The organism is Marinospirillum perlucidum (genome assembly GCF_003336805.1).
In the GTDB taxonomy this organism is placed as follows: Bacteria; Pseudomonadota; Gammaproteobacteria; order Pseudomonadales; family Halomonadaceae; genus Marinospirillum; species Marinospirillum perlucidum.
Map to the genome: position 1 here is coordinate 38,446 of NZ_QFWJ01000003.1, position 18,385 is coordinate 56,830.

Here is an 18,385-nt window from a genome sequence, read left to right on the forward strand (position 1 = left end):
TGGCTTTTAGCCCAGCATAAAGGTAGCCGGTTTTTTTGACTAGCAGAAGATAGCGTAAATTTGACTCAATAAGCCTGGATGATTGTACCCGGGCGTCCAGTGTCTTTATAGTGGAGGTCTACTCAGTAAAAGGAGATGCAAAATGAGTAATGAAAGTCTCAGTATTGCCTTAATCGGTGCTGGACGCACAGGCACACCCTTGCTCAAGGATTTGATGCAATACAGCTATATCAGAATTCTCGGTGTGGCCGATATTGATGCCGAATCCCCCGGCATGCGTTTGGCCAAGGATCAGGGCATTGCCTGCTATACCCAGCCAATGCAACTGGTCAAGGCCGTGGGGGAAGTGGATATTCTGGTGGAGGTTTCGGGAGATCGTCAGCTAAAAAGCGAGATCAAGGCCTATTACGAGGAAACTAATAATCGCAAGACCCTGATCATGCATGATTTGATAGCCCGCCTGCTGATCAGCCTCTGTGATCGCAGTCCGCATCTGGTGCCGTCTTTCCATCCCGATGATGAAGGTATCGGCTAACACCTGGAGCCCGGTTGTGACCGGGCTTTTTTAGCGCTTCTTTTTGCGATTTTTTCTGGCTTCTCGAGTCAACTTCAACTGGCGAGCCTTGGCGGCTTCACGGCTGGTTTTGGCTTCCGGTGCATAGGGGTTGTCCCCGCTACGGAATTCAAAACGCAAAGGCGTACCTGTCACCTTGAGTACCTTGCGGAAGGCATTCATCAGATAGCGCTTGTAGCTATTGGGGAGCGAATCCGTCTGATTGCCATGCACCACGATAATGGGCGGGTTAACGCCGCCCTGGTGGGCATAGCGTAACTTGATGCGGCGTCCATTGATCATGGGGGGCTGGTGCTCGCTGACCACATCCTGGAGCAGATTGGTCAGGCGATTGGTTGACCAGTGACTGGTGGCTGAGCGGTAGGCTTTTTCCACCGAGCGGAAGACTTCACCCACACCTGTGCCATGTAGGGCTGAAATGTAATGGATATCGGCATAGTCGACAAAGCCCAGGCGCCGGGTGACATCCTTCTTGATGTTGTCCTTGACCTCGGCATCCAGCTTGTCCCACTTATTAACAGCCAGAACCAGGGAACGACCCGATTCCAGGATAAAACTGAGCAGGTGCAGATCCTGATCCACCAAGCCGGTGCGGGCATCCATGACCATGACCGCAACATTGCACTCGCGAATGGATTGCAGGGTCTGGACGATGGAGAATTTCTCGGCAGTTTCCGTGACATTCTTGCGACGGCGGATACCGGCGGTATCCACCAGGGTATAGCCCTTGCCATTACGCTCAAAAGGAATGCTGATGGAATCGCGCGTGGTGCCCGGCTGATCGTAAACGATGACCCTTTCTTCACCCAGAATGCGATTGACCAGCGTGGATTTACCCACGTTAGGGCGGCCGATAATACCAAAGCGAAGTTCCTTGGCGGCTTCGCGTTTGGCGGCTTCAGCCACAGCCGCATCGTCTTCTTCCAGATGTGTCTCGTCTTCCTCTGAGCCTGTTTCTTCAATGGCCTGGGTGGAGTTGGCCGGTAGGGTGGCCAGAAGCTCAGTAATCATACTGGTCACGCCACGGTTGTGCACGGCAGCAATCAGATAGGGATTGCTGCTCATACCCAGGGCATAGAATTCCGCACTCCAGGCTTCGGCATCCAGGCCATCGGTCTTGTTGACCACCAGATAGGCTTTCTTGTCATTCTCGCGCAGATACTGGGCGATCATTTCATCCGCGGCGGTAAGACCGGCACGGGCATCGACGATAAACAGAACCAGATCAGCCTCATCTACGGCTCTCAGGGACTGGCGTGCCATTTCGGCATCAATGCCTTCCTCGTCTCCGCTGATACCGCCCGTATCGATGACAATATAAGGCTGGCCACCGACCTTGCCCTGACCATACTGGCGATCCCGGGTCAGGCCGGGAAAGTCAGCGACCAGAGCATCACGGCTACGGGTTAAACGATTGAAAAGTGTGGATTTGCCGACATTGGGTCGGCCCACCAGGGCAATAACAGGAAGCATAATTAGTCTTTCTTAAGGGTGAAAAGCCCGATACGGCCGCGAATTGAATGTACCAAAAGGCGGTCTTCGTTGACTAGAGGGGGAGTTCGAATGCCATCGAGATCAAAGGCTTCCCGTCCGGTGATCTCACCCGTGGCCGGGTCGAGCAGATGCAGATAGCCCTGGTAGTCAGCAACCACCAGTTGATCCTCCAGCAGCACGGCTTCAGTAAGCTGGCGGCCATAGAGCTCGTCCTGGGTCCAGAGGCTGCTGCCGGTGGCCAGATCCAGAGCATGAACCCGGCTGGCTTCATCCACCAGGATAACCTGACCGTCGATCAACAGGGGGGCGTGATAACTGGAGAGGTCACGACTCCAGCGACTGCGACCTGAATAGGGGTCGAGGGCTTGGGTTTGGCCCTGATAGCTGTTGACGATCAAAAGACCCTGGGCCATTCGTGCCTGGCCATCGACATCCACCAGGCGTTCAATATCAGTACGCCCCTGGGGCTGGGCAATCTGAGTACTCCAGCGAAGCTGACCGGAGTTGTTATCGATGGCTGCCAGCTTGCCATTGGCAAAACCGGCCAGTGTCTGGGTTGAGGTCAGCGTGGGTGTGGCTGTACCTCGCAAGGTCAAATTGGGAATGAGGCTGTCATAGCTCCAGAGGGTGCGACCACTGGTTGCGGAAAAGGCATGGAGCTTGCCATCGGCAGTCTGAAGTATCAGCAGGTCGCCGCGCACCTGGGGAGGAGCCAGTGCCTCACTGGATACCTGGGTACTCCAAAGGGTCTGGCCGCTATTTGCATCCAGAGACAGGAGCTCACCATTCTGGGTGGCAACCAGCAGTTGGTTGTTATTAAGTGTTAGGCCAGCACTCACGCCGACGCCAAGTTCACGGGTCCAGAGCATCTTGTCAAAACCTAGAAAGCCTTGCTCCAGATCGAACGTCTGCAGGTAGCCCTGGGCGTCAGCTGTGATCAGGCGCTGACCGTCCAGCAGGGGAGCCAGCTGGTAGCCACGCCAGCCTTCTCCCGCACCGGAATGATCCTGCCATTGCAGCTCCAGTTCGGCAGAGCCGTTGGTGTCAGGAAGTGGCTTGGGCTCGTATTGCGGACTCGGCAGACTACTGCACCCCGACACCAGAAGAAGTGTCAGGGGCAGTAGGAAATTTTTTTTTAGCAGGGATGGCAGGCTAGCGCGCATCAAGCATCACCGCGGGTAGCCAGGCTATCCAGCTTGATTTCCACCAGAGGGCTGGATTCGCCGTTGGCACGACTGGCTTCCAGGGCTTTTTGATAAGCCTGGCGAGCCTGGAGGGCTTCACCCTGGGACATCAGCAGGTCACCGCGCAGGGATTCAAAATCAGCAGTAAAACCCCCGGCATTGGGAACATCCAGCAGAGTCAGGGCTTCGGTGATCTGATCCTGGGAGTTGAGAATACGGGCCAGGCGTAGACGTGCTACCAGTTGAATGGCATCCACCTGACTGGATTCCAGAGTTGAACGCAGGTGAACCTGAGCCTGATCAAACTCATCTCTTTCCACAGCCAGACGGGCAGCGAAAAGACGCGCATAGTCAGCGTAGACGGTTTGATCGAATTCACTGGTCAATTGGGCAATCAGTTCTGCAGCCTGGGTTTCACGTTCTTCGCCCAGTTCACTGCTGACGACCTGAGCCAGCTGGGTGTAGAGCGTAGAAGCGGACTCGGCCTTGCTGTTCTCGTAGCTTTCCCAGCCTTTCCAACCACCAACACCGGCCACAGCAATGACAACACCGGCAATCAGGGACTTACCGTTTTTACTCCACCATTCTTTGAAGGATTCAATCTGCTCTTCTTCGCTGCGCATAGTCTGTCCCAGTTATTCTTTGTCCAAAATGAGAGTTATCTTAACCGACCTTAGTGGCTTTGCAAATGCTCTTTAATGGTGAGTGCTAACTCACTGACAGGCACTTCGATCTGTTCCTTGTCTTCCCGCAGGAACTTGATCGAGGCCACGCCCCGGCTCATCTCGTCTTCGCCCAGAAGCAGGGCCAAGCGCGCGCCGGACTGGTCGGCTTTCTTGATTTGTTTTTTAAAGTTACCGCCACCGCAGTGCGTCTGAATTCTCAGTTCGGGCTGCTCGCTGCGCAGCCTTTCGGCCAGCAGCAGGGCGTAACCTTGGGCCTCTTCACCAAAAGCGGTGAGGTAGGCATCCAGGCGTTGGTCCAGTTCCGCCGGGAAGGCTTCCAGAGTTTCCAGTAGCAGTACCAGGCGTTCAATGCCCATGGCAAAGCCTACAGCCGGTGTTGCTCGCCCACCCAGTTGGTCAACCAGACCGTCATAACGTCCACCTGCACAAACCGTGCCTTGTGAACCCAAGGCTCGGGTTGTCCACTCGAAAACCGTCTTGCCGTAGTAATCCAGGCCTCTAACCAGTCGAGGATTGAGGGTGTACTGAATGCCGGCGGCATCCAGAAGCTGGCAAAGACCGGCAAAATGTTGCCGGCTTTCCTCATCCAGGTGTTCCTCAAAGCGAGGGGCTGCCTCCAGGATTTCCTGGGTGCGGGCATCCTTGGAATCAAGAATACGCAGAGGGTTGGTGGTCAGGCGGCGCTGGCTGTCTTCATCAAGATCCTGGCGATGCTGCTCCAAAAAAGTGGTCAGGGCGGTGCGGTATTGCGCCCTGGCTTCGGAGCTGCCCAGGGTGTTGAGTTCAAGAGTCAGGTGATCCAGGATACCCAGCTCTTTCCACAGGCGTGCCGAGAGAAGAATCAGTTCGGCATCAATATCCGGCCCGGTGAGGCCAAAGGTTTCCACGCCGATTTGGTGGAATTGGCGATAGCGCCCTTTTTGGGGGCGCTCGTGCCTGAACATAGGGCCCTGGTACCAGAGCCGCTGTTGTTGATTAAAAAGAAGGCCGTGTTCTTCAGCAGCACGTACGCAACCGGCTGTCCCTTCGGGGCGCAGGGTCAGGCTGTCGCCATTGCGATCCTCGAAGGTGTACATTTCTTTTTCCACAATATCGGTGACTTCCCCGATAGAGCGCTTGAAAAGAGCCGTTTGCTCCAGCACCGGCATGCGGATTTCGCTATAGCCGTAGCGGTCGAGCAGGGTGCGTACTTTCTCTTCCAGGTACTGCCAACGTGGGCTGGCATCGGGAAGGAGGTCATTCATACCACGGATGGCTTGAATCTTCTTTGCCACTGAAATTTCACCTTAATCTTTTGCAAGTAGTTGATCGAGTCGGGCCTGTTTTTCGGCTGCCTTGGTGCGGATGACTTCTTCCAGCTGATCCAGCAGTTGGGCCGAATCCACCTTGCTGGCTGGCTTGCCATCGATATACAGAAGATGCTGGGGGCTACCCCCGGTCAAACCCAGCTCGGCTTCGCGGGCTTCACCCGGACCGTTGACCACACAGCCGATCACGGCGACATCCAGGGGGGTCAGCAGGTCTTCGACACGGTTTTCCAGCTCATTCATGGTGGCCACGACATCAAAATTCTGGCGCGAGCAGCTGGGGCAGGCGATAAAGTTGACGCCTTTGCTGCGCAAGCGCAGGCTCTTGAGGAGATCAAAGCCCACTTTGATTTCCTCGACCGGATCGGCAGCCAGAGAAATCCTCAAGGTATCACCAATACCATCCATCAGCAGGGCACCCAGGCCGACAGCTGATTTGACGGTGCCGGATCTCAATCCACCGGCTTCGGTAATGCCCAGATGCAGGGGTTGTTCGATTTCCCGGGCCAGTTGGCGGTAGGCTTCCACAGCCATGAAAACATCCGAAGCCTTGACGCTGACCTTGTATTCCTGAAAATCCAGGCGGTCCAGATAGTCCACATGTCTGAGTGCGGATTCCACCAGGGCAGCCGGGGTGGGTTCGCCGTATTTTTTCTGCAGGTCCTTTTCCAGTGAGCCGGCATTAACGCCGATACGCATGGAAATGCCCTTGTCACGAGCCGCAGCAACCACTTCGCGAACCCGGTCTTCGCGACCGATATTGCCGGGATTGATCCTCAGGCAGTCCACGCCCAGCTCGGCAACCCTCAGGGCAATGCGGTAATCAAAGTGGATGTCGGCCACCAGCGGCAGCTCAATCTGCTCGCGGATTTTACCAAAAGCCTCGGCGGCTTCCATAGAGGGAACGGAAACCCTGACCAGGTCAGCTCCGGCTTTTTCCAAGGCGCGGATTTGGCCCACCGTGGCCTCGACATCGCAGGTTTCGGTATTGGTCATGCTCTGGACGCTGATGGGCGCATCGCCCCCCACCAGCAGGGAGCCCACCCGGATTTGCCGGGAGGGACGTCTTTTAATCGGTGAAATGTGTTGCATGCAGACTGGTTACCGTCTTTTATTCAACTGAAATGGAGGTGTAGCCATTGGAGCGGATGCGGCTGGAGAGATCCACTTCTTCACCCTGGTAGAAAACATCCACGGCCCGCCCCTGGCCAAAGACCAGGCGGAAAGGTGGCTCGCCTTCGAGAAGGATGGCATCACCGGAACGATTGAGGCTGGCGTGGAGGACACGGCCTAAACTATCTCTGATTTCAGTCCAGCAATCCCCACTGTAGGTCAGTGCTAGTTTACCGGGCTGATTAGCCGTTACCACCAGCGGATCGCCAGTAAAGTCTTCAACCGGCGGCGGGCTGGGCTGGTCATTGGCTGCAGTCTGGTCGTCACCTTCGCCGGATTGAGACTCGGCCTGAGGCAGCGCCTGCAACTGGGTGGGTTCCTGATCGGTCTGTAGTGCCGAGATGGGTTCAACGACCTCTTCAACCACCCTGCCTTCAGCGGTGTTGGCGTTCTCTTCGGCGGCAGCAGCTTCTTCGTCCTGGGCTTCCTCAGGTTGATCCAGCGGTGCGCTGATTGTCTGGCCATCCAGCGTGTCCACCTGGACATCCGGAGAGGCTAGCGAAGGTAGAGGCTCCAGATTACGGCTTTGCCACCAGAGGATAATTACTGCCACCAACGCAAGAATAATCAACAGGGTGAAGAGCTTGAAGACCAGGCTGCGCCCTGACTTGGGTGGCTTGATGCCTTCAACTGGCTGGATGCGCTCCTGGTTTTCCAGTTGTGGATGGTGCTCAGCAAAACATCTGAGTACTTCATCGGCATCGATCTTGAGAAAACGTGCGTAAGCCCGCATATAACCTTTAATGAAGGTTTTGTTGTGCAGGGCAGTGAAGTCTTCGTTTTCCAAAGATGGAACGTAGAAAGGTAAAAAGTTCAGTTGCTTGGCAACCTCTGCCTGGGAGAGTCCCTGATCTTCGCGGGCTTTTCTCAGAAGTTCACCCGGGCGGCTGCATGCAGGGGTAGCCTGTCCCTGATTTTCAGAAGCAGCCTTGGGCTGTTCGTCTTGCTGTGTCTCTGTCATGGTGTCAGAAGTCCTCGATTTAAGCAGCAGGCCGTTTATAGAGTTAGTGGTTAGCCAACAGTTGTTGCAGTCGCTCTTGTTCCTGCTGGTTTCCAGTTATTTTGGCCAGTTCCAGTCCCAGAGTTAGGCTATCCTTGTCCTGAATGTCTGCTTCCTGCAGGAATTGCCAGTGATTAGAGGCTTTTTGTGGGTCGTCCGGTAGATACAGCCGCAGTAATTCCCGATGGGCATTGACGGCTCGGGCATCCAGGGTCAGGCAACGTTTAAAAAAAACTTTTGCTGCCTCAGGGTCATTCTGTTCCAGAGCGACGTAGCCCAGATTCTCGAAAATCAGTGCCCTGTCTGAGTAAAAAATATCTTCACTGGCTCGTTGAAGCTGAATCCGTGCTTCATCATAACGATTTTGTTCAAATAAGAAAGCGGCATAATTGTTTCTGGCAGCAGTATTCCTAGGGTTAACTTGTAAAACTTTTTTAAAGTAGTTTTCTGCTAACTGATTTTCAGCCTGGGCCTGCAGTGCCAGTGCCATACCGTGTAAGGCTTTTTCATGCTCCGGGCGCACTTCCAGCGCTCGGTTAAAGTTACGCAGTGAGCGGGTATATTCCTCTTCTCGCAGATAGCCCATGCCCAGGTTGGCATAGGCTTCAGCCTGGCGCTGAGGATCGGTCTTTTCCCAGGGGGCCTGGGTCGCACAACCACTGATCAGCAGGACGAGGAGAAGCAGGCTGCGTAGCATAGGGCACCTAGTTGGCGGGTTGCCAGTTGTTGTCGACCAAGGCGGCGGGAATGCGTTCTTCCGCGTAGCGGGCACTGCGCCGCGTTCTATCCTGGACCCGACCCACCAGCTGGCCACAGGCAGCATCTATGTCATCTCCACGGGTAGTGCGGATAGGGGCGGAATAACCTAGCTCATGCAGCCAGTTCTGGAAACGCATCACCTGATTGCGCGAAGGTCGTTCGTAACCGGAATAGGGAAAGGGGTTGAAGGGAATCAGATTGATCTTGCAGGGGAGCCCCTTGAGTAACTGGCCCAGTTGCTGGGCGTGTTCTTTCTGGTCATTGATCCCGGCAATCAGTGTGTACTCGATGGTGACATCACGCGAGTCACCACATTTTTTCAGGTAGCGTTTGCAGGCAGCCATCAATTCCTGAATCGGATACTTCTTGTTGATCGGTACCAGCTGGTTGCGCAGCTCGTCATTGGGTGCGTGCAGGGAAATCGCCAGGGATACATCCACTTCATCACCCATTTTATCCAGCTGCGGGACCAGCCCGGAGGTGGAAAGGGTGACGCGACGCTTGGACAGGCCGTAACCATTGTCTTCCAGCATGATTTTCATGGCCGCCATTACCGGCTGGTAGTTCATCAGAGGTTCGCCCATCCCCATCATGACGACATTGGTGACGGGGCGCTTACTGGAATCCTTGCGTGGACCAAAGGACTTCTGGGCGACCCAGACCTGGCCGATAATTTCTGCAGGAGTCAGGTTGCGCTGGAAACCCTGCTTGCCAGTCGAGCAGAAGGAGCAATCCAGCGAACAACCTACCTGTGAGGAGACACAAAGGGTGCGTCGATTGCCACCTGCAGGAATTAGAACCGTTTCTACATGACTGCCATCGCCCACTTCCAGCACCCATTTGCGGGTGCCATCGCTGGAAAAGTCTTCCAGAACCACCTTGGGGGGTCTGACTTCAGCTGTTTGCTGTAATTTCTCACGCAGTTTTTTGCTGAGATCGGTCATCTCGTCAAAACTGGCCGCACAGCGGTGATGCATCCATTTCATAACCTGGGCCGCACGAAATTTCTTTTCTCCCATTTTTAGAAAGAAATCTTCAAGTTCGGGCAGGGTCATGCCCAGAAGATTGGTCTTTTCTTCCTGACTGGGTGAAGGCGAAGGGGTCTTTTCGGAAGTCATCATCAGTGCCTGCAGCAGCGGGTTGTTGGCTGGGAAGTTTGGCGAAAAAATCTTTGTCTTACAAGCAGTAAAAGGGCAGCTGTTGAGCTTGCCCTTTTACTGGGAGTGCCTCGAGGCTTTTTGGAGTCCGGCTTGCGGCTGCAAGCTCTTGGCCTAGAGGTTTTTTTATGCCTTGCAGCTGATAATCAGCCGCGTGGGCAGATTTCTTCAGTCTTGAAGAAATAGGCTACTTCACGTGCTGCGGATTCGGGAGAGTCCGAGCCATGAACAGCGTTGGCATCAATGGAGTTGGCGAAGTCAGCACGGATAGTGCCGGCTGCAGCTTCCTGAGGGTTGGTGGCACCCATGAGATCACGGTTCTGGGCAATGGCATTTTCACCTTCCAGTACCTGCACAACAACCGGGCCGGAAGTCATGAAGCCGACCAGATCCTTGAAGAAGGGGCGTTCCTTGTGCTCGGCATAGAAGCCTTCAGCCTGTTCCTGGCTCAGGTGCAGCATTTTTGCAGCAACAATCTTCAGGCCTGCTTTTTCAAAGCGGGACAGAATTTCACCGATAACATTTTTAGCGACGGCATCGGGTTTAATAATGGACAGTGTACGCTCAACGGCCATTTACATCTCCAGGATTGGGTTGGGGGTTAAACTTTCGGCGCAATTATACGCTGAAGCTCTCTCCACAACCACACTCGTCTTTAACATGAGGGTTGTTAAAGCGGAAAAAACGGTTCAAGCCCTCCTGAACATAGTCCACTTCCGTGCCTTCCAGCATGGGGAGGGAATCCTGATCCACCAGAATCTTCACGCCCTGTTCTTCAAAAACGGCATCGTTGGCTTCAATGCGGTCTGCAAAGTCGAGCACATAGGAGTAGCCGGAACAACCACTGGGCTTGACCTTGACTCTCAGGCCTTCACCCTGGCCACGATCCTGCAGACATTTTTTGATGTGGTCTGCTGCTGAAGCAGTAATGGAAACAGACATGATGCTTCACCTCTTGATTAGGAGTTCAGACGTTCCAGCGCCTGATTGACCAGTTGTCCGGCCTTCAGGGCTTCTTCGCGGGTTAGATAACGTCCGAAACTGAAACGTACGCTGCTCAGAGCTTCGGCTCTGGGCAAACCGACGGCTGTTAATACATAAGATGGGTCCAGCGTGGCCGAGTTGCAAGCTGAACCCGTGGAAACGGCCAGATCAGGCAGGGCCAGGATCAGGGTTTCCGCTTCGATACCCGGAAAGGCCAGGTTGATAATACCGGGCCAGTTATCCGCAGCTGTTCCTGTCTGACGATAAAATTGCGGATCTAGTTGCTGTAAAAAAACAGTTCGGCAATCGCTGATGTGCTCGGCATCTGCCTGCAGGTTTTCCTGGGCCAGACGGGCGGCTTCGCCCATGCCGACCAGCTGGTGAGTAGGCAGGGTGCCGGATCGCATGCCTCTTTCGTGACCACCACCATGAATCAGCGCTTCCAGTTTGACCTGGGGTTCCCGGCGTACATAAAGCGCGCCGACTCCCTTGGGGCCATAGAACTTGTGGGCACTGAGCGACAGGAGGTCGATGTTCAGGGCTGTGACATCGATGGGCAATTTGCCCGCTGCCTGGGCAGCATCCACGTGCAGTAAAGCCGGATGTTCCTTGAGTAGTTCACCCACCTGGGTAATGGGATTGAGGCTGCCCAGTTCATTGTTGATCAGCATCAGGGACACCAGGAGGGTGTCTTCGCGAAGTACTTCGGCGACCTGTTCGACCTGGATGCGGCCCTGGTTGTCGGGTTGCAAACGGGTGATCTCCCAGCCCTGGGTTTCCAGCCAGTCACAGGTATCCCCCACTGCCTTGTGTTCAATGCGCGAGGTAATGATATGCCGTCCCCGGTCAGGGTTGGCTCTTGCTGCACCGATCAGGGCCAGGTTGTTGGCTTCGGTGGCTCCCGAAGTCCAGACAATTTCTCTCAGGTCAGCGCCGATCAGATCAGCGACCTGGCTGCGGGCTTTTTCCACGGCCTGCTCCGCCTGCCAGCCGGACAGGTGAGAGCGCGAAGCGGGATTGGCAAAGCAGCCATCCAGCGTCAGATACTCGGCCATCAGTGCGGCAACTTCAGGTGCTGCCGGCGTGGTGGCAGCATAATCCAGGTAAATTGGGGTCATCTTGGCAGGCTTAGACGGCAGATAGCTGAATTTTTTCTTCCTGCAGAGCAGTTGTGGATTCGTCCGCTGCTTCCAGGTTGAGGGTTTCTTCCTTGGCCACGAGTTCTGCCAGGCTAATGCCATTAAGGAATTGATGGATTTGATCGGACAGCTGGCACCAGAGATGGTGGGTCAGACAGGTTCCACCCTGGCGACAATCGCCCTTGCCTCGGCAGCGGGTGGCATCCACGGATTCATTGACCGCATCAATGACCTGGGCGACATAGATATCGCTGCTATTTCTGGCCAGCTGGTAGCCACCGCCGGGTCCGCGCACACTGGTTACCAGCTCGTTGCGGCGCAGGCGGGCAAACAGCTGTTCCAGATAGGACAGCGAAATTTCCTGGCGGCTGGAAATATCAGCCAGAGAAACCGGCCCCTTGCGGGCGTTTAAAGCCAGATCCAGCATGGCGGTGACGGCATAACGGCCTTTGGTGGTCAGTCTCATGGTGCTAGCCCCTGATTCGGTGGTAAGTCACCTGATTATGCAAAGACCTTGTATTTTAGTCAAGTAATACTGGTTATTTGTCGCCAGAAGCCTTGTCGGGACGTCGACCTATCTCGTCAAGGCCGCAGATGGCACAGATATCCCCGTCTTCAGCGAGATCTTCTTCATTGAGTTCGGGCATGTCTTCTTCCCGGAAACTGCTGTCCAGCCGATGCAGGGCCCTGCAGATTTCACCCATGCGTTGATCCTGGGCGTGCATATGATCGAGCAGGCCGCGAATCGATTTGGCCACAGGGTCGGGCATTTCCTGACTGATCCCGTAGGCATCAAAACCAAAGCGTTTCTGGGCGGCGGCACGTCTTTCTGGATCGACATCAAATTCTTCATCGGTGTAGTTATCCGGCTGGCTGCGCAGCACGATACGACCGGGAATCCCGACTACGGTGGCACCGGCGGGGACTTCTTTGGTGACCACGGCATTGGAGCCCACCTTGGCGCCTTCACCCACGGTAAAAGGGCCGAGAATCTTGGCTCCGGCACCGACTATCACGTTGTTTTCCAGGGTAGGGTGGCGCTTACCCTTGTTCCAGCTGGTGCCGCCCAGGGTGACGCCGTGATAGAGGGTGACGTCATCACCGATTTGAGCGGTTTCACCGATGACGATGCCCATGCCGTGGTCAATAAAAAAGCGTTGGCCGATTTTGGCGCCGGGATGGATTTCAATGCCGGTAAACCAGCGGGCCCAGGTTGAAAGCCAGCGAGCCAGCCATTTGAGTCCCTTGTTCCAGAGCCAGTGGTTAGCCCGGTGAAAAAGCAGGGCGTGTAGACCTGGGTAGGTGGTTAGCACTTCAAACCAGTTGCGGGCAGCCGGGTCTCTGGCAAAAACACTGTTAATGTCGTCTCGGATTTGTCTGAACATCAGAAATCTCACTTTTGGGTTCCAGCGACCTTTTGAGTGCTGGTCAAAATGCCTCTCAATATATTGACCTCGGTGGTATCGGGCCGGGCGCGCAGATAGAGGCGTCGGAGGCGGCTCATCAGTTGCTTGGGGTTATTGGGATCATGGAAGTCGATATCAACCAGCGTGGTCTCCAGGTGTTCAAAAAAACGCTCCAGTGACCGGCTGTCGGCCAGAGGGGCATCCCATTCGGTGCCAAAGGGCAGGTGGGCAGTCTGTTCTTTTTCAGCCGTTTGTTCATTTGCCGACATGCGTAATTCATAGCTAAGTACTTGCACGGCAGCGGCCAGGTTCAGCGAGCTGAACTCCGGGTTGGTGGGGATATGCACGTGCAGGTGGCATAAATGCAGCTCTTCATTGCTCAGACCTCGGTCTTCACGACCGAACACCAGGGCGATCCGGTGTTCGGGTTGTTCCAGTTCTGCATGCAAACGCCCTGCCAGTTGCCGCGGATTAAGTAGCGGCCAGGGTAGATGGCGCGAACGGGCACTGGTGCCGGCAACCAGGGTGCGGTCCTCCAGGGCTTCTTCCAGGGTGGCGGCTACCTGGACGCCATCAAGGATGTCCGTGGCCCCGGAAGAGCGGAAAACCGCTTCGGGGTGGGGGAACTGGGCTCGCGGTGCAACCAGCCAGAGGTCTTTAAGGCCCATGTTTTTCATGGCTCGGGCGACACCACCAATATTGCCCGGATGGGAAGTGCCCACCAGAATAATACGAACAGAATCCAGCAAGGCGTTTTGGTCTGACATGGAGTTTTCCTGAAAAAAGACTGGAAAGAGTCTGGATGGCTTGTTATTACGTGAAAACCGTCTATCATACCCTTCCCCTTAGTTCCTTAACAATCACAGCCGGTGAAGTATGCATCCGACACTGCAATTGGCACTGCGCGCAGCTCGCAGTGTCAGCGAACACTATGAATACGTATTAGAGCGTCTGGATCTGGCGCGTAGCGATAAAACCCTGCCTGATTTGCTGGCCACCTGCGGCAAACGGGTAGAGCAGTCCATTCAGCGTCAACTGGTTCGCGCGCATCCGAATGCTTCCTTCAAGGGCGGTCGCGTGCAGCTGGAAGGCAGTGGTGAACTCTGCTGGAAAGTGGACTCGTTGGTCGGGAAGGCCAACCTGCAGCGCGGTTATCCGGCTTTTGCCCTGTCCATCTCCATCTATCAGCGTGATCGTCTTGAGCATGTGGTTCTTCTAAACCCAGCGACGGGTCAGGAATACCTGGCCAGCCGCGGTCGCGGTGCTACCTTGAATGGGCGCCGTATTCGTGTGCTCAACGGCTGGAATGCCCAGGATGCAGCGGTTGCGCTGCCCTTGCCGGCAGCCGGTCTGCGCGGCCAACTGATGCCGACCTATCTAAAGCTGCTGCAGGTGGTGATGGATATTAGCCAGATTTATGCCAGTGGCTGTGATCTTCTCGATATTTGTGCGGTAGCGGCCGGTCAGCTGGATGCGGCGATTCTCCTGGGTGCCGATGAAGAGCAGCTGGCGCCTGCCTTGCTGATGCTCAAGGAAGCAGGCGGTCTGTCCGGTGATCTCACGGGTGCGCCCAGTCTGGGTGAACAGGGTCGCCTGCTGGTGACCAATCCCAAGGCCTTCCGCTCTCTGGTCAGCCAGCTGAAATCCCAGCTCAACTAAGCTTTACTGCGAGTAAGCTGATAACCCGGTCTTTTTAGGCCGGGTTTTTTTATGGGTGCTAGTTGATAGGTGCGAGTACAAGTGATTGTAATTATCATTTACACCCTTGGTGCAGTTTGATAAGCTGACGCTATTGGTTTGATAGTTGAAACTTCATGCGAGGAAAAATGATGTCCAAGAAACTCTTTACTCCCCTGGCGCTGGCTGGCGCTCTGCTGGTTGCTCCTGTTGTCTCTGCCACCACCCTGACCCTTTATTCCGGTCGTGGTGAATCCATGGTGCAGCCACTGATTGACCAGTTCTCCGAAGAAACCGGCATCAGTGTTGATGTACGCTATGGTGGAACCGCGCAGCTGGCTGTTCTGCTGCAGGAAGAAGGCGACCGCACGCCTGCAGACCTCTACTGGGGTCAGGATGCCGGCGCCATGGGTGCTGTGAGCAAGGCTGGCCTACTGGCATCTCTGCCCGAAAGCCTTTACCAGGATCTGCCCAGCATCTACAAGAGCGTAACCGGTAACTGGATTGCTACGACCGGTCGTGCACGCCTGTTCGTCTATTCTCCTGAGCGCACTGATGCTGAAGATCATCCTGAAAGCGTTTTCGATCTGACTGATGAACAGTATGAAGGCCGCGTTGGTTGGGCACCCACCAACGGTTCTTTCCAGTCTTTTGTCACCGCCATGCGCGTTGAATACGGTGATGAGCGTACTCTGGAATGGCTGGAAGGCATGAAAGAAAACAATGCCAAGGTATTCCGCAACAACTCCACTCAGGTTCAGGGTGTTGCCGATGGCGAGATCGACTATGGCCTGGTTAACAACTACTACCTGCCTCGCTTCACCAAAAACGATGCGGACTTCCCTGCTGACCAGGACTTCTTCCAGGATGGCGACATCGGTAACCTGATGAACGTGGCTGGTGTGGGTATCCTTAAAGCCAGTGATGAGCAGGAAGCTGCGCGTGAATTCATTCGCTTCTTGATTTCTCCTGCTGCCCAGCAGTATTTTGCTCTGGAAGTGAACGAATACCCGGTCATCGACGGTGTGATTCAGAACCGTCATTCCGAGCCTTACCAGGAAGCTCTGGAAGCCAGCCCTGAGATTGACCTGGATGATCTCGATGATCTGGAAGGAACACTTGATCTGCTGCGTCAAGCAGGCCTGATCTAAGCCTTTCAGGAACCGAACCGGGGCCCCGTTGCCCCGGTTTTTTTACGAGAAGCTGATGAACAAATTTTTTACCCTCCCCGCCTTCTTTGTTCTTCTTATCTCCATGAATGCCTGGAGCCAAAATACCGACAGCCAGGCATCCCGCGATCTGGAAGCGGCTACCCAGGAGCAGGCTCGTGTCATTCAAGCCGAGGTGGAAGCCCTGAGCCAGGAACGTCAGGCAGACTTTCAGGCCTGGCGCCAGATTAGACGCGAAACCCTGGTGCTGGAAGCCTATAACCAGCGTTTGCAGGCTTGGAATCAGCAGCTGCAAGAGCAGATAGATCGCCTCAATACCCAACTGGAAAGTCTGGATACCACCCGCGAGCAGTTGGAACCCCTGTTGTGGGAAATGGCCGAGCGCCTGCAAGCCTTTGTCCGTCATGATCTGCCTTTCCGTCTGGAGGAGCGCCTGGCCAGGGTTGAAGAACTCCACCAACTACTGCAGCGCGTGGATGTCAGTCATGCAGAAAAACTGCGCCAACTTTTAGCAAGCTACCGTCAAGAAGTCAGTCAGGGGCGGGAGCTTCAGATCTCGCGAGAACTGATTCAATTATCGACCAGTTCGGATGCGCAGATGGTGACCCTACTGCGTCTGGGTCGTGTGGGCCTTTATTACCTCAGTGAAGATCAGCAGCGCGCCGGGGTCTGGCAAGCAGCCACCCAAACCTGGAAGCCCCTGGATTCCAGTCAGAGAAATCAAGTAATCCAGGGCATAGAACTGGCCCAGGAAAGAGGCCTGCCGCAACTGCTGGAATTACCTCTGTCAGTGCCTTTGCGTGAAGCTGGGGAGGCCCGTCATGAAAACCTGTAAGCTGCTTTGTTTAACGCTTGTCCTGCTTCTGCCCTGGAGTGGAGTGACTGCCGAATCGCGCTTGCCGGAAGATCACTGGCGTGAACTCCTGGAGACCACCCGCGAGGCAGCAATCGAACGCCAAGTGGATGAAGAAGCGCGTTTGCAGTTGCAACGCGAAGCCGCGACGGCCCAGGCCCAGGCTTTGGCTAATGCCCGTGCCCAGTTGGCTGCCGCTGAACAGCAAAGAAATGAGCTGGAAGCTCGTCAGGAAGAGCTTGAAGCCACCCTGGCCACCACCCGAGAGCAACTCAGCCGCCGTTCCGCCTCCTTAGGTGAAGTCTTTTCGGTCTATCGGGAGGAAAGGGGCAGCTTCCACGCTTTATTATTGGACGCTCTCTTTTCCCTGCACAATCCCGAGTTGCTGGAGAAATTACAGCCCGGCCAAGGGGAAGAAGTACCGGCCATTGCTGACTTGCGTGACCTCTGGAAAGCCATGCAACAGGCTTGGCTGGCTTCCGGTCAGCTACAAGCCTTTACCGGGCCCTGGATTGATGCTCAGGGCCAGCAGCAGGAGAGTGAGCTGCTGCGCGTGGGGGATCTGCAACTGTTAAATTCCCAGGGATTGTTGCGCTATGAGCGCCAACAGCCCCCCCAGCTCTGGTCACGCCAACCGGATGCCGGGGCAGAATTAACCCGGGATTATCTGGCGGCTGAAGGGGAAAGCCTCTTGTTGGACCCTGCCCGAGGCCAGACCTTGAATCTCTACAATCAACAGCCCGGTCTGCTTGAGCGTCTGCAACAGGGTGGCCTGGTGGGTTATCTGATACTCTTTTTAGGCGTGGTGGGGCTGCTGGTTGCCGCTGTTCAATACCTGCGTCTGAGTGCTGAAAAGAAACGCCTGAAAAAGCAATTGCAGGCTTTGCAAAGCCCGCAGAGTGATAACCTGCTAGGCCGCATTCTGGTCAAGATGCAAAGGGAAGCTGCTGGTAAGGAGCGTCTGCCTGAAGCCCTGGAAGCTCGCCTGGATGAACTCCTGTTGAAAGAAGCCGGTCAACTGGACAAGGGGCTTTCCTGGGTTAAACTCCTGGCGGCCATAGCTCCGTTGCTGGGACTGCTGGGAACTGTGACCGGGATGATTGCTACCTTCCAGGCAATTACCCTGTTTGGCACCAGTGATCCCTCGATGATGGCCTCGGGCATCTCCCAGGCATTGATGACTACGGTACTGGGTTTGATTACTGCTGTTCCCCTGCTGCTGGCTCACTTACTCTTGCAGGGGCGCTGCCGTCACCTGGCGCGCATCCTAGAAGCGGAAACCTCGGCTTGGCTGGCTGGATGTCTGGGGTCCGAGCGGGAGAGGCCCGCAGGAGATCCCTCTTGAATCTCAGCTGGATGAGTTTTCTGCCCCTGGAGCAATTAATGCTTCAGGGCGGGCCCATCATGTGGGTGATTTTCCTGGTCGCCATCATTTGTTTGTATCTGGTGATTCAACGCTGGCTGACCTGGACCCTGGAGGGGCCCTATCATCCGCCTGCTGCGCGAAGCCGAGTCGAAGCCCTGCAGGCTCACGCCGTGCAGCTACACAGCCAGAATCGTCTGGAAAAGGGGCTGCCGCTTCTCAAGGGCTTGGTGATGATTACCCCCCTGCTGGGCCTGGTCGGTACAGTCAGCGGTATGATGCTGGTTTTTGATGGCCTGAGTCTGGGGTCTTCTGCAGATCCCCGTTTGCTGGCCACGGGCATTGCCCGGGCAATCCTGCCGACTTTTGCCAGCATGGCCCTGGTCGTTCTCGGCCTGTTCTTCGTGCACCTCTGGCAGCGCAAGATGCGCCGCCTTCTGCAACAAAACTGATAGCGGAG

The 18,385-nt window shown here is 55.4% G+C and carries 20 protein-coding genes; 6 read left to right on the forward strand and 14 right to left on the reverse strand.

The window, feature by feature from the left end:
- Positions 1 to 142 precede the first annotated feature (142 nt).
- On the forward strand, positions 143 to 535 hold the full coding sequence (locus DFK18_RS04990; protein WP_114417124.1) for a Gfo/Idh/MocA family oxidoreductase: 393 nt from the start codon (positions 143 to 145) through the stop codon (positions 533 to 535).
- Positions 536 to 565: 30 nt separating this feature from the next.
- Here DFK18_RS04990 and der read toward each other — a convergent pair whose 3' ends face one another.
- From der to DFK18_RS05060, 14 genes are all read right to left on the reverse strand, one after another.
- Complete coding sequence (gene der, locus DFK18_RS04995) at positions 566 to 2,047, reverse strand: ribosome biogenesis GTPase Der (protein ID WP_114417125.1); 1,482 nt, start codon at positions 2,045 to 2,047, stop codon at positions 566 to 568.
- Positions 2,048 to 2,049: 2 nt separating this feature from the next.
- On the reverse strand, positions 2,050 to 3,231 hold the full coding sequence (gene bamB / locus DFK18_RS05000; RefSeq protein ID WP_114417126.1) for an outer membrane protein assembly factor BamB: 1,182 nt from the start codon (positions 3,229 to 3,231) through the stop codon (positions 2,050 to 2,052).
- Complete coding sequence (locus DFK18_RS05005; protein WP_114417127.1) at positions 3,231 to 3,875, reverse strand: YfgM family protein; 645 nt, start codon at positions 3,873 to 3,875, stop codon at positions 3,231 to 3,233. Before DFK18_RS05005 ends, bamB begins: the two co-directional genes overlap by 1 nt.
- A gap of 50 nt (positions 3,876 to 3,925) precedes the next feature.
- On the reverse strand, positions 3,926 to 5,212 hold the full coding sequence (gene hisS / locus DFK18_RS05010) for a histidine--tRNA ligase (RefSeq protein ID WP_114417128.1): 1,287 nt from the start codon (positions 5,210 to 5,212) through the stop codon (positions 3,926 to 3,928).
- A gap of 12 nt (positions 5,213 to 5,224) precedes the next feature.
- Positions 5,225 to 6,337: a flavodoxin-dependent (E)-4-hydroxy-3-methylbut-2-enyl-diphosphate synthase gene (ispG, locus tag DFK18_RS05015; protein ID WP_114417129.1), complete on the reverse strand. Its 1,113-nt coding sequence runs from the start codon at positions 6,335 to 6,337 to the stop codon at positions 5,225 to 5,227.
- A 19-nt stretch (positions 6,338 to 6,356) separates the two neighbouring features.
- Complete coding sequence (locus DFK18_RS05020; protein ID WP_114417130.1) at positions 6,357 to 7,379, reverse strand: RodZ domain-containing protein; 1,023 nt, start codon at positions 7,377 to 7,379, stop codon at positions 6,357 to 6,359.
- Between the two features lie 43 nt (positions 7,380 to 7,422).
- Complete coding sequence (locus DFK18_RS05025) at positions 7,423 to 8,115, reverse strand: tetratricopeptide repeat protein (RefSeq protein WP_162299698.1); 693 nt, start codon at positions 8,113 to 8,115, stop codon at positions 7,423 to 7,425.
- A 7-nt stretch (positions 8,116 to 8,122) separates the two neighbouring features.
- On the reverse strand, positions 8,123 to 9,298 hold the full coding sequence (rlmN, locus tag DFK18_RS05030; RefSeq protein WP_114417132.1) for a dual-specificity RNA methyltransferase RlmN: 1,176 nt from the start codon (positions 9,296 to 9,298) through the stop codon (positions 8,123 to 8,125).
- Positions 9,299 to 9,480: 182 nt separating this feature from the next.
- On the reverse strand, positions 9,481 to 9,909 hold the full coding sequence (gene ndk / locus DFK18_RS05035; RefSeq protein ID WP_114417133.1) for a nucleoside-diphosphate kinase: 429 nt from the start codon (positions 9,907 to 9,909) through the stop codon (positions 9,481 to 9,483).
- A 43-nt stretch (positions 9,910 to 9,952) separates the two neighbouring features.
- Positions 9,953 to 10,279, reverse strand: coding sequence for a HesB/IscA family protein (locus tag DFK18_RS05040; RefSeq protein ID WP_114417134.1), 327 nt, complete (start codon positions 10,277 to 10,279; stop codon positions 9,953 to 9,955).
- Positions 10,280 to 10,293: 14 nt separating this feature from the next.
- Complete coding sequence (locus DFK18_RS05045) at positions 10,294 to 11,436, reverse strand: aminotransferase class V-fold PLP-dependent enzyme (RefSeq protein ID WP_114417135.1); 1,143 nt, start codon at positions 11,434 to 11,436, stop codon at positions 10,294 to 10,296.
- 10 nt (positions 11,437 to 11,446) lie between these two features.
- Entirely contained in the window at positions 11,447 to 11,923 is a 477-nt protein-coding gene (iscR, locus tag DFK18_RS05050) for a Fe-S cluster assembly transcriptional regulator IscR (protein WP_114417136.1), read from the reverse strand.
- A 73-nt stretch (positions 11,924 to 11,996) separates the two neighbouring features.
- On the reverse strand, positions 11,997 to 12,842 hold the full coding sequence (cysE, locus tag DFK18_RS05055; protein WP_114417537.1) for a serine O-acetyltransferase: 846 nt from the start codon (positions 12,840 to 12,842) through the stop codon (positions 11,997 to 11,999).
- Between the two features lie 8 nt (positions 12,843 to 12,850).
- Entirely contained in the window at positions 12,851 to 13,612 is a 762-nt protein-coding gene (locus DFK18_RS05060) for an RNA methyltransferase (protein ID WP_114417538.1), read from the reverse strand.
- Positions 13,613 to 13,739: 127 nt separating this feature from the next.
- Here DFK18_RS05060 and DFK18_RS05065 point away from each other — a divergent pair, with 127 nt between their 5' ends.
- The 5 genes from DFK18_RS05065 to DFK18_RS05085 all read left to right on the forward strand — a co-directional run bounded on the left by DFK18_RS05065 (position 13,740) and on the right by DFK18_RS05085 (position 18,377).
- Positions 13,740 to 14,522: an inositol monophosphatase family protein gene (locus tag DFK18_RS05065; RefSeq protein ID WP_114417137.1), complete on the forward strand. Its 783-nt coding sequence runs from the start codon at positions 13,740 to 13,742 to the stop codon at positions 14,520 to 14,522.
- A 170-nt stretch (positions 14,523 to 14,692) separates the two neighbouring features.
- Positions 14,693 to 15,691, forward strand: a complete 999-nt coding sequence (locus DFK18_RS05070) for an iron ABC transporter substrate-binding protein (protein WP_114417138.1) — start codon at positions 14,693 to 14,695, stop codon at positions 15,689 to 15,691.
- Positions 15,692 to 15,746: 55 nt separating this feature from the next.
- Positions 15,747 to 16,544: a DUF3450 domain-containing protein gene (locus tag DFK18_RS05075; protein ID WP_162299699.1), complete on the forward strand. Its 798-nt coding sequence runs from the start codon at positions 15,747 to 15,749 to the stop codon at positions 16,542 to 16,544.
- Positions 16,531 to 17,907: a MotA/TolQ/ExbB proton channel family protein gene (locus DFK18_RS05080; protein WP_114417141.1), complete on the forward strand. Its 1,377-nt coding sequence runs from the start codon at positions 16,531 to 16,533 to the stop codon at positions 17,905 to 17,907. Before DFK18_RS05075 ends, DFK18_RS05080 begins: the two co-directional genes overlap by 14 nt.
- The gene (locus DFK18_RS05085; RefSeq protein ID WP_162299700.1) at positions 17,904 to 18,377 is read left to right on the forward strand and encodes a MotA/TolQ/ExbB proton channel family protein; all 474 of its coding nucleotides are present in this window, start codon (positions 17,904 to 17,906) and stop codon (positions 18,375 to 18,377) included. The genes DFK18_RS05080 and DFK18_RS05085 overlap by 4 nt, the downstream gene beginning before the upstream one ends.
- The last annotated feature ends 8 nt before the right edge of the window (positions 18,378 to 18,385 follow it).

Excerpts from the sequence above, each read along its gene's own strand:
- iscR (WP_114417136.1), bottom strand. The coding sequence starts at position 11,923 with ATGAGACTGACCACCAAAGGCCGTTATGCCGTCACCGCCATGCTGGAT.
- rlmN (WP_114417132.1), bottom strand. The coding sequence starts at position 9,298 with ATGATGACTTCCGAAAAGACCCCTTCGCCTTCACCCAGTCAGGAAGAA.
- ispG (WP_114417129.1), bottom strand. The coding sequence starts at position 6,337 with ATGCAACACATTTCACCGATTAAAAGACGTCCCTCCCGGCAAATCCGG.
- der (WP_114417125.1), bottom strand. The coding sequence starts at position 2,047 with ATGCTTCCTGTTATTGCCCTGGTGGGCCGACCCAATGTCGGCAAATCC.
- DFK18_RS05065 (WP_114417137.1), top strand. The coding sequence starts at position 13,740 with ATGCATCCGACACTGCAATTGGCACTGCGCGCAGCTCGCAGTGTCAGC.
- DFK18_RS05020 (WP_114417130.1), bottom strand. The coding sequence starts at position 7,379 with ATGACAGAGACACAGCAAGACGAACAGCCCAAGGCTGCTTCTGAAAAT.
- DFK18_RS05075 (WP_162299699.1), top strand. The coding sequence starts at position 15,747 with ATGAACAAATTTTTTACCCTCCCCGCCTTCTTTGTTCTTCTTATCTCC.
- DFK18_RS04990 (WP_114417124.1), top strand. The coding sequence starts at position 143 with ATGAGTAATGAAAGTCTCAGTATTGCCTTAATCGGTGCTGGACGCACA.
- DFK18_RS05005 (WP_114417127.1), bottom strand. The coding sequence starts at position 3,875 with ATGCGCAGCGAAGAAGAGCAGATTGAATCCTTCAAAGAATGGTGGAGT.
- DFK18_RS05025 (WP_162299698.1), bottom strand. The coding sequence starts at position 8,115 with ATGCTACGCAGCCTGCTTCTCCTCGTCCTGCTGATCAGTGGTTGTGCG.
- DFK18_RS05070 (WP_114417138.1), top strand. The coding sequence starts at position 14,693 with ATGTCCAAGAAACTCTTTACTCCCCTGGCGCTGGCTGGCGCTCTGCTG.
- DFK18_RS05045 (WP_114417135.1), bottom strand. The coding sequence starts at position 11,436 with ATGACCCCAATTTACCTGGATTATGCTGCCACCACGCCGGCAGCACCT.
- cysE (WP_114417537.1), bottom strand. The coding sequence starts at position 12,842 with ATGTTCAGACAAATCCGAGACGACATTAACAGTGTTTTTGCCAGAGAC.
- ndk (WP_114417133.1), bottom strand. The coding sequence starts at position 9,909 with ATGGCCGTTGAGCGTACACTGTCCATTATTAAACCCGATGCCGTCGCT.
- DFK18_RS05080 (WP_114417141.1), top strand. The coding sequence starts at position 16,531 with ATGAAAACCTGTAAGCTGCTTTGTTTAACGCTTGTCCTGCTTCTGCCC.
- bamB (WP_114417126.1), bottom strand. The coding sequence starts at position 3,231 with ATGCGCGCTAGCCTGCCATCCCTGCTAAAAAAAAATTTCCTACTGCCC.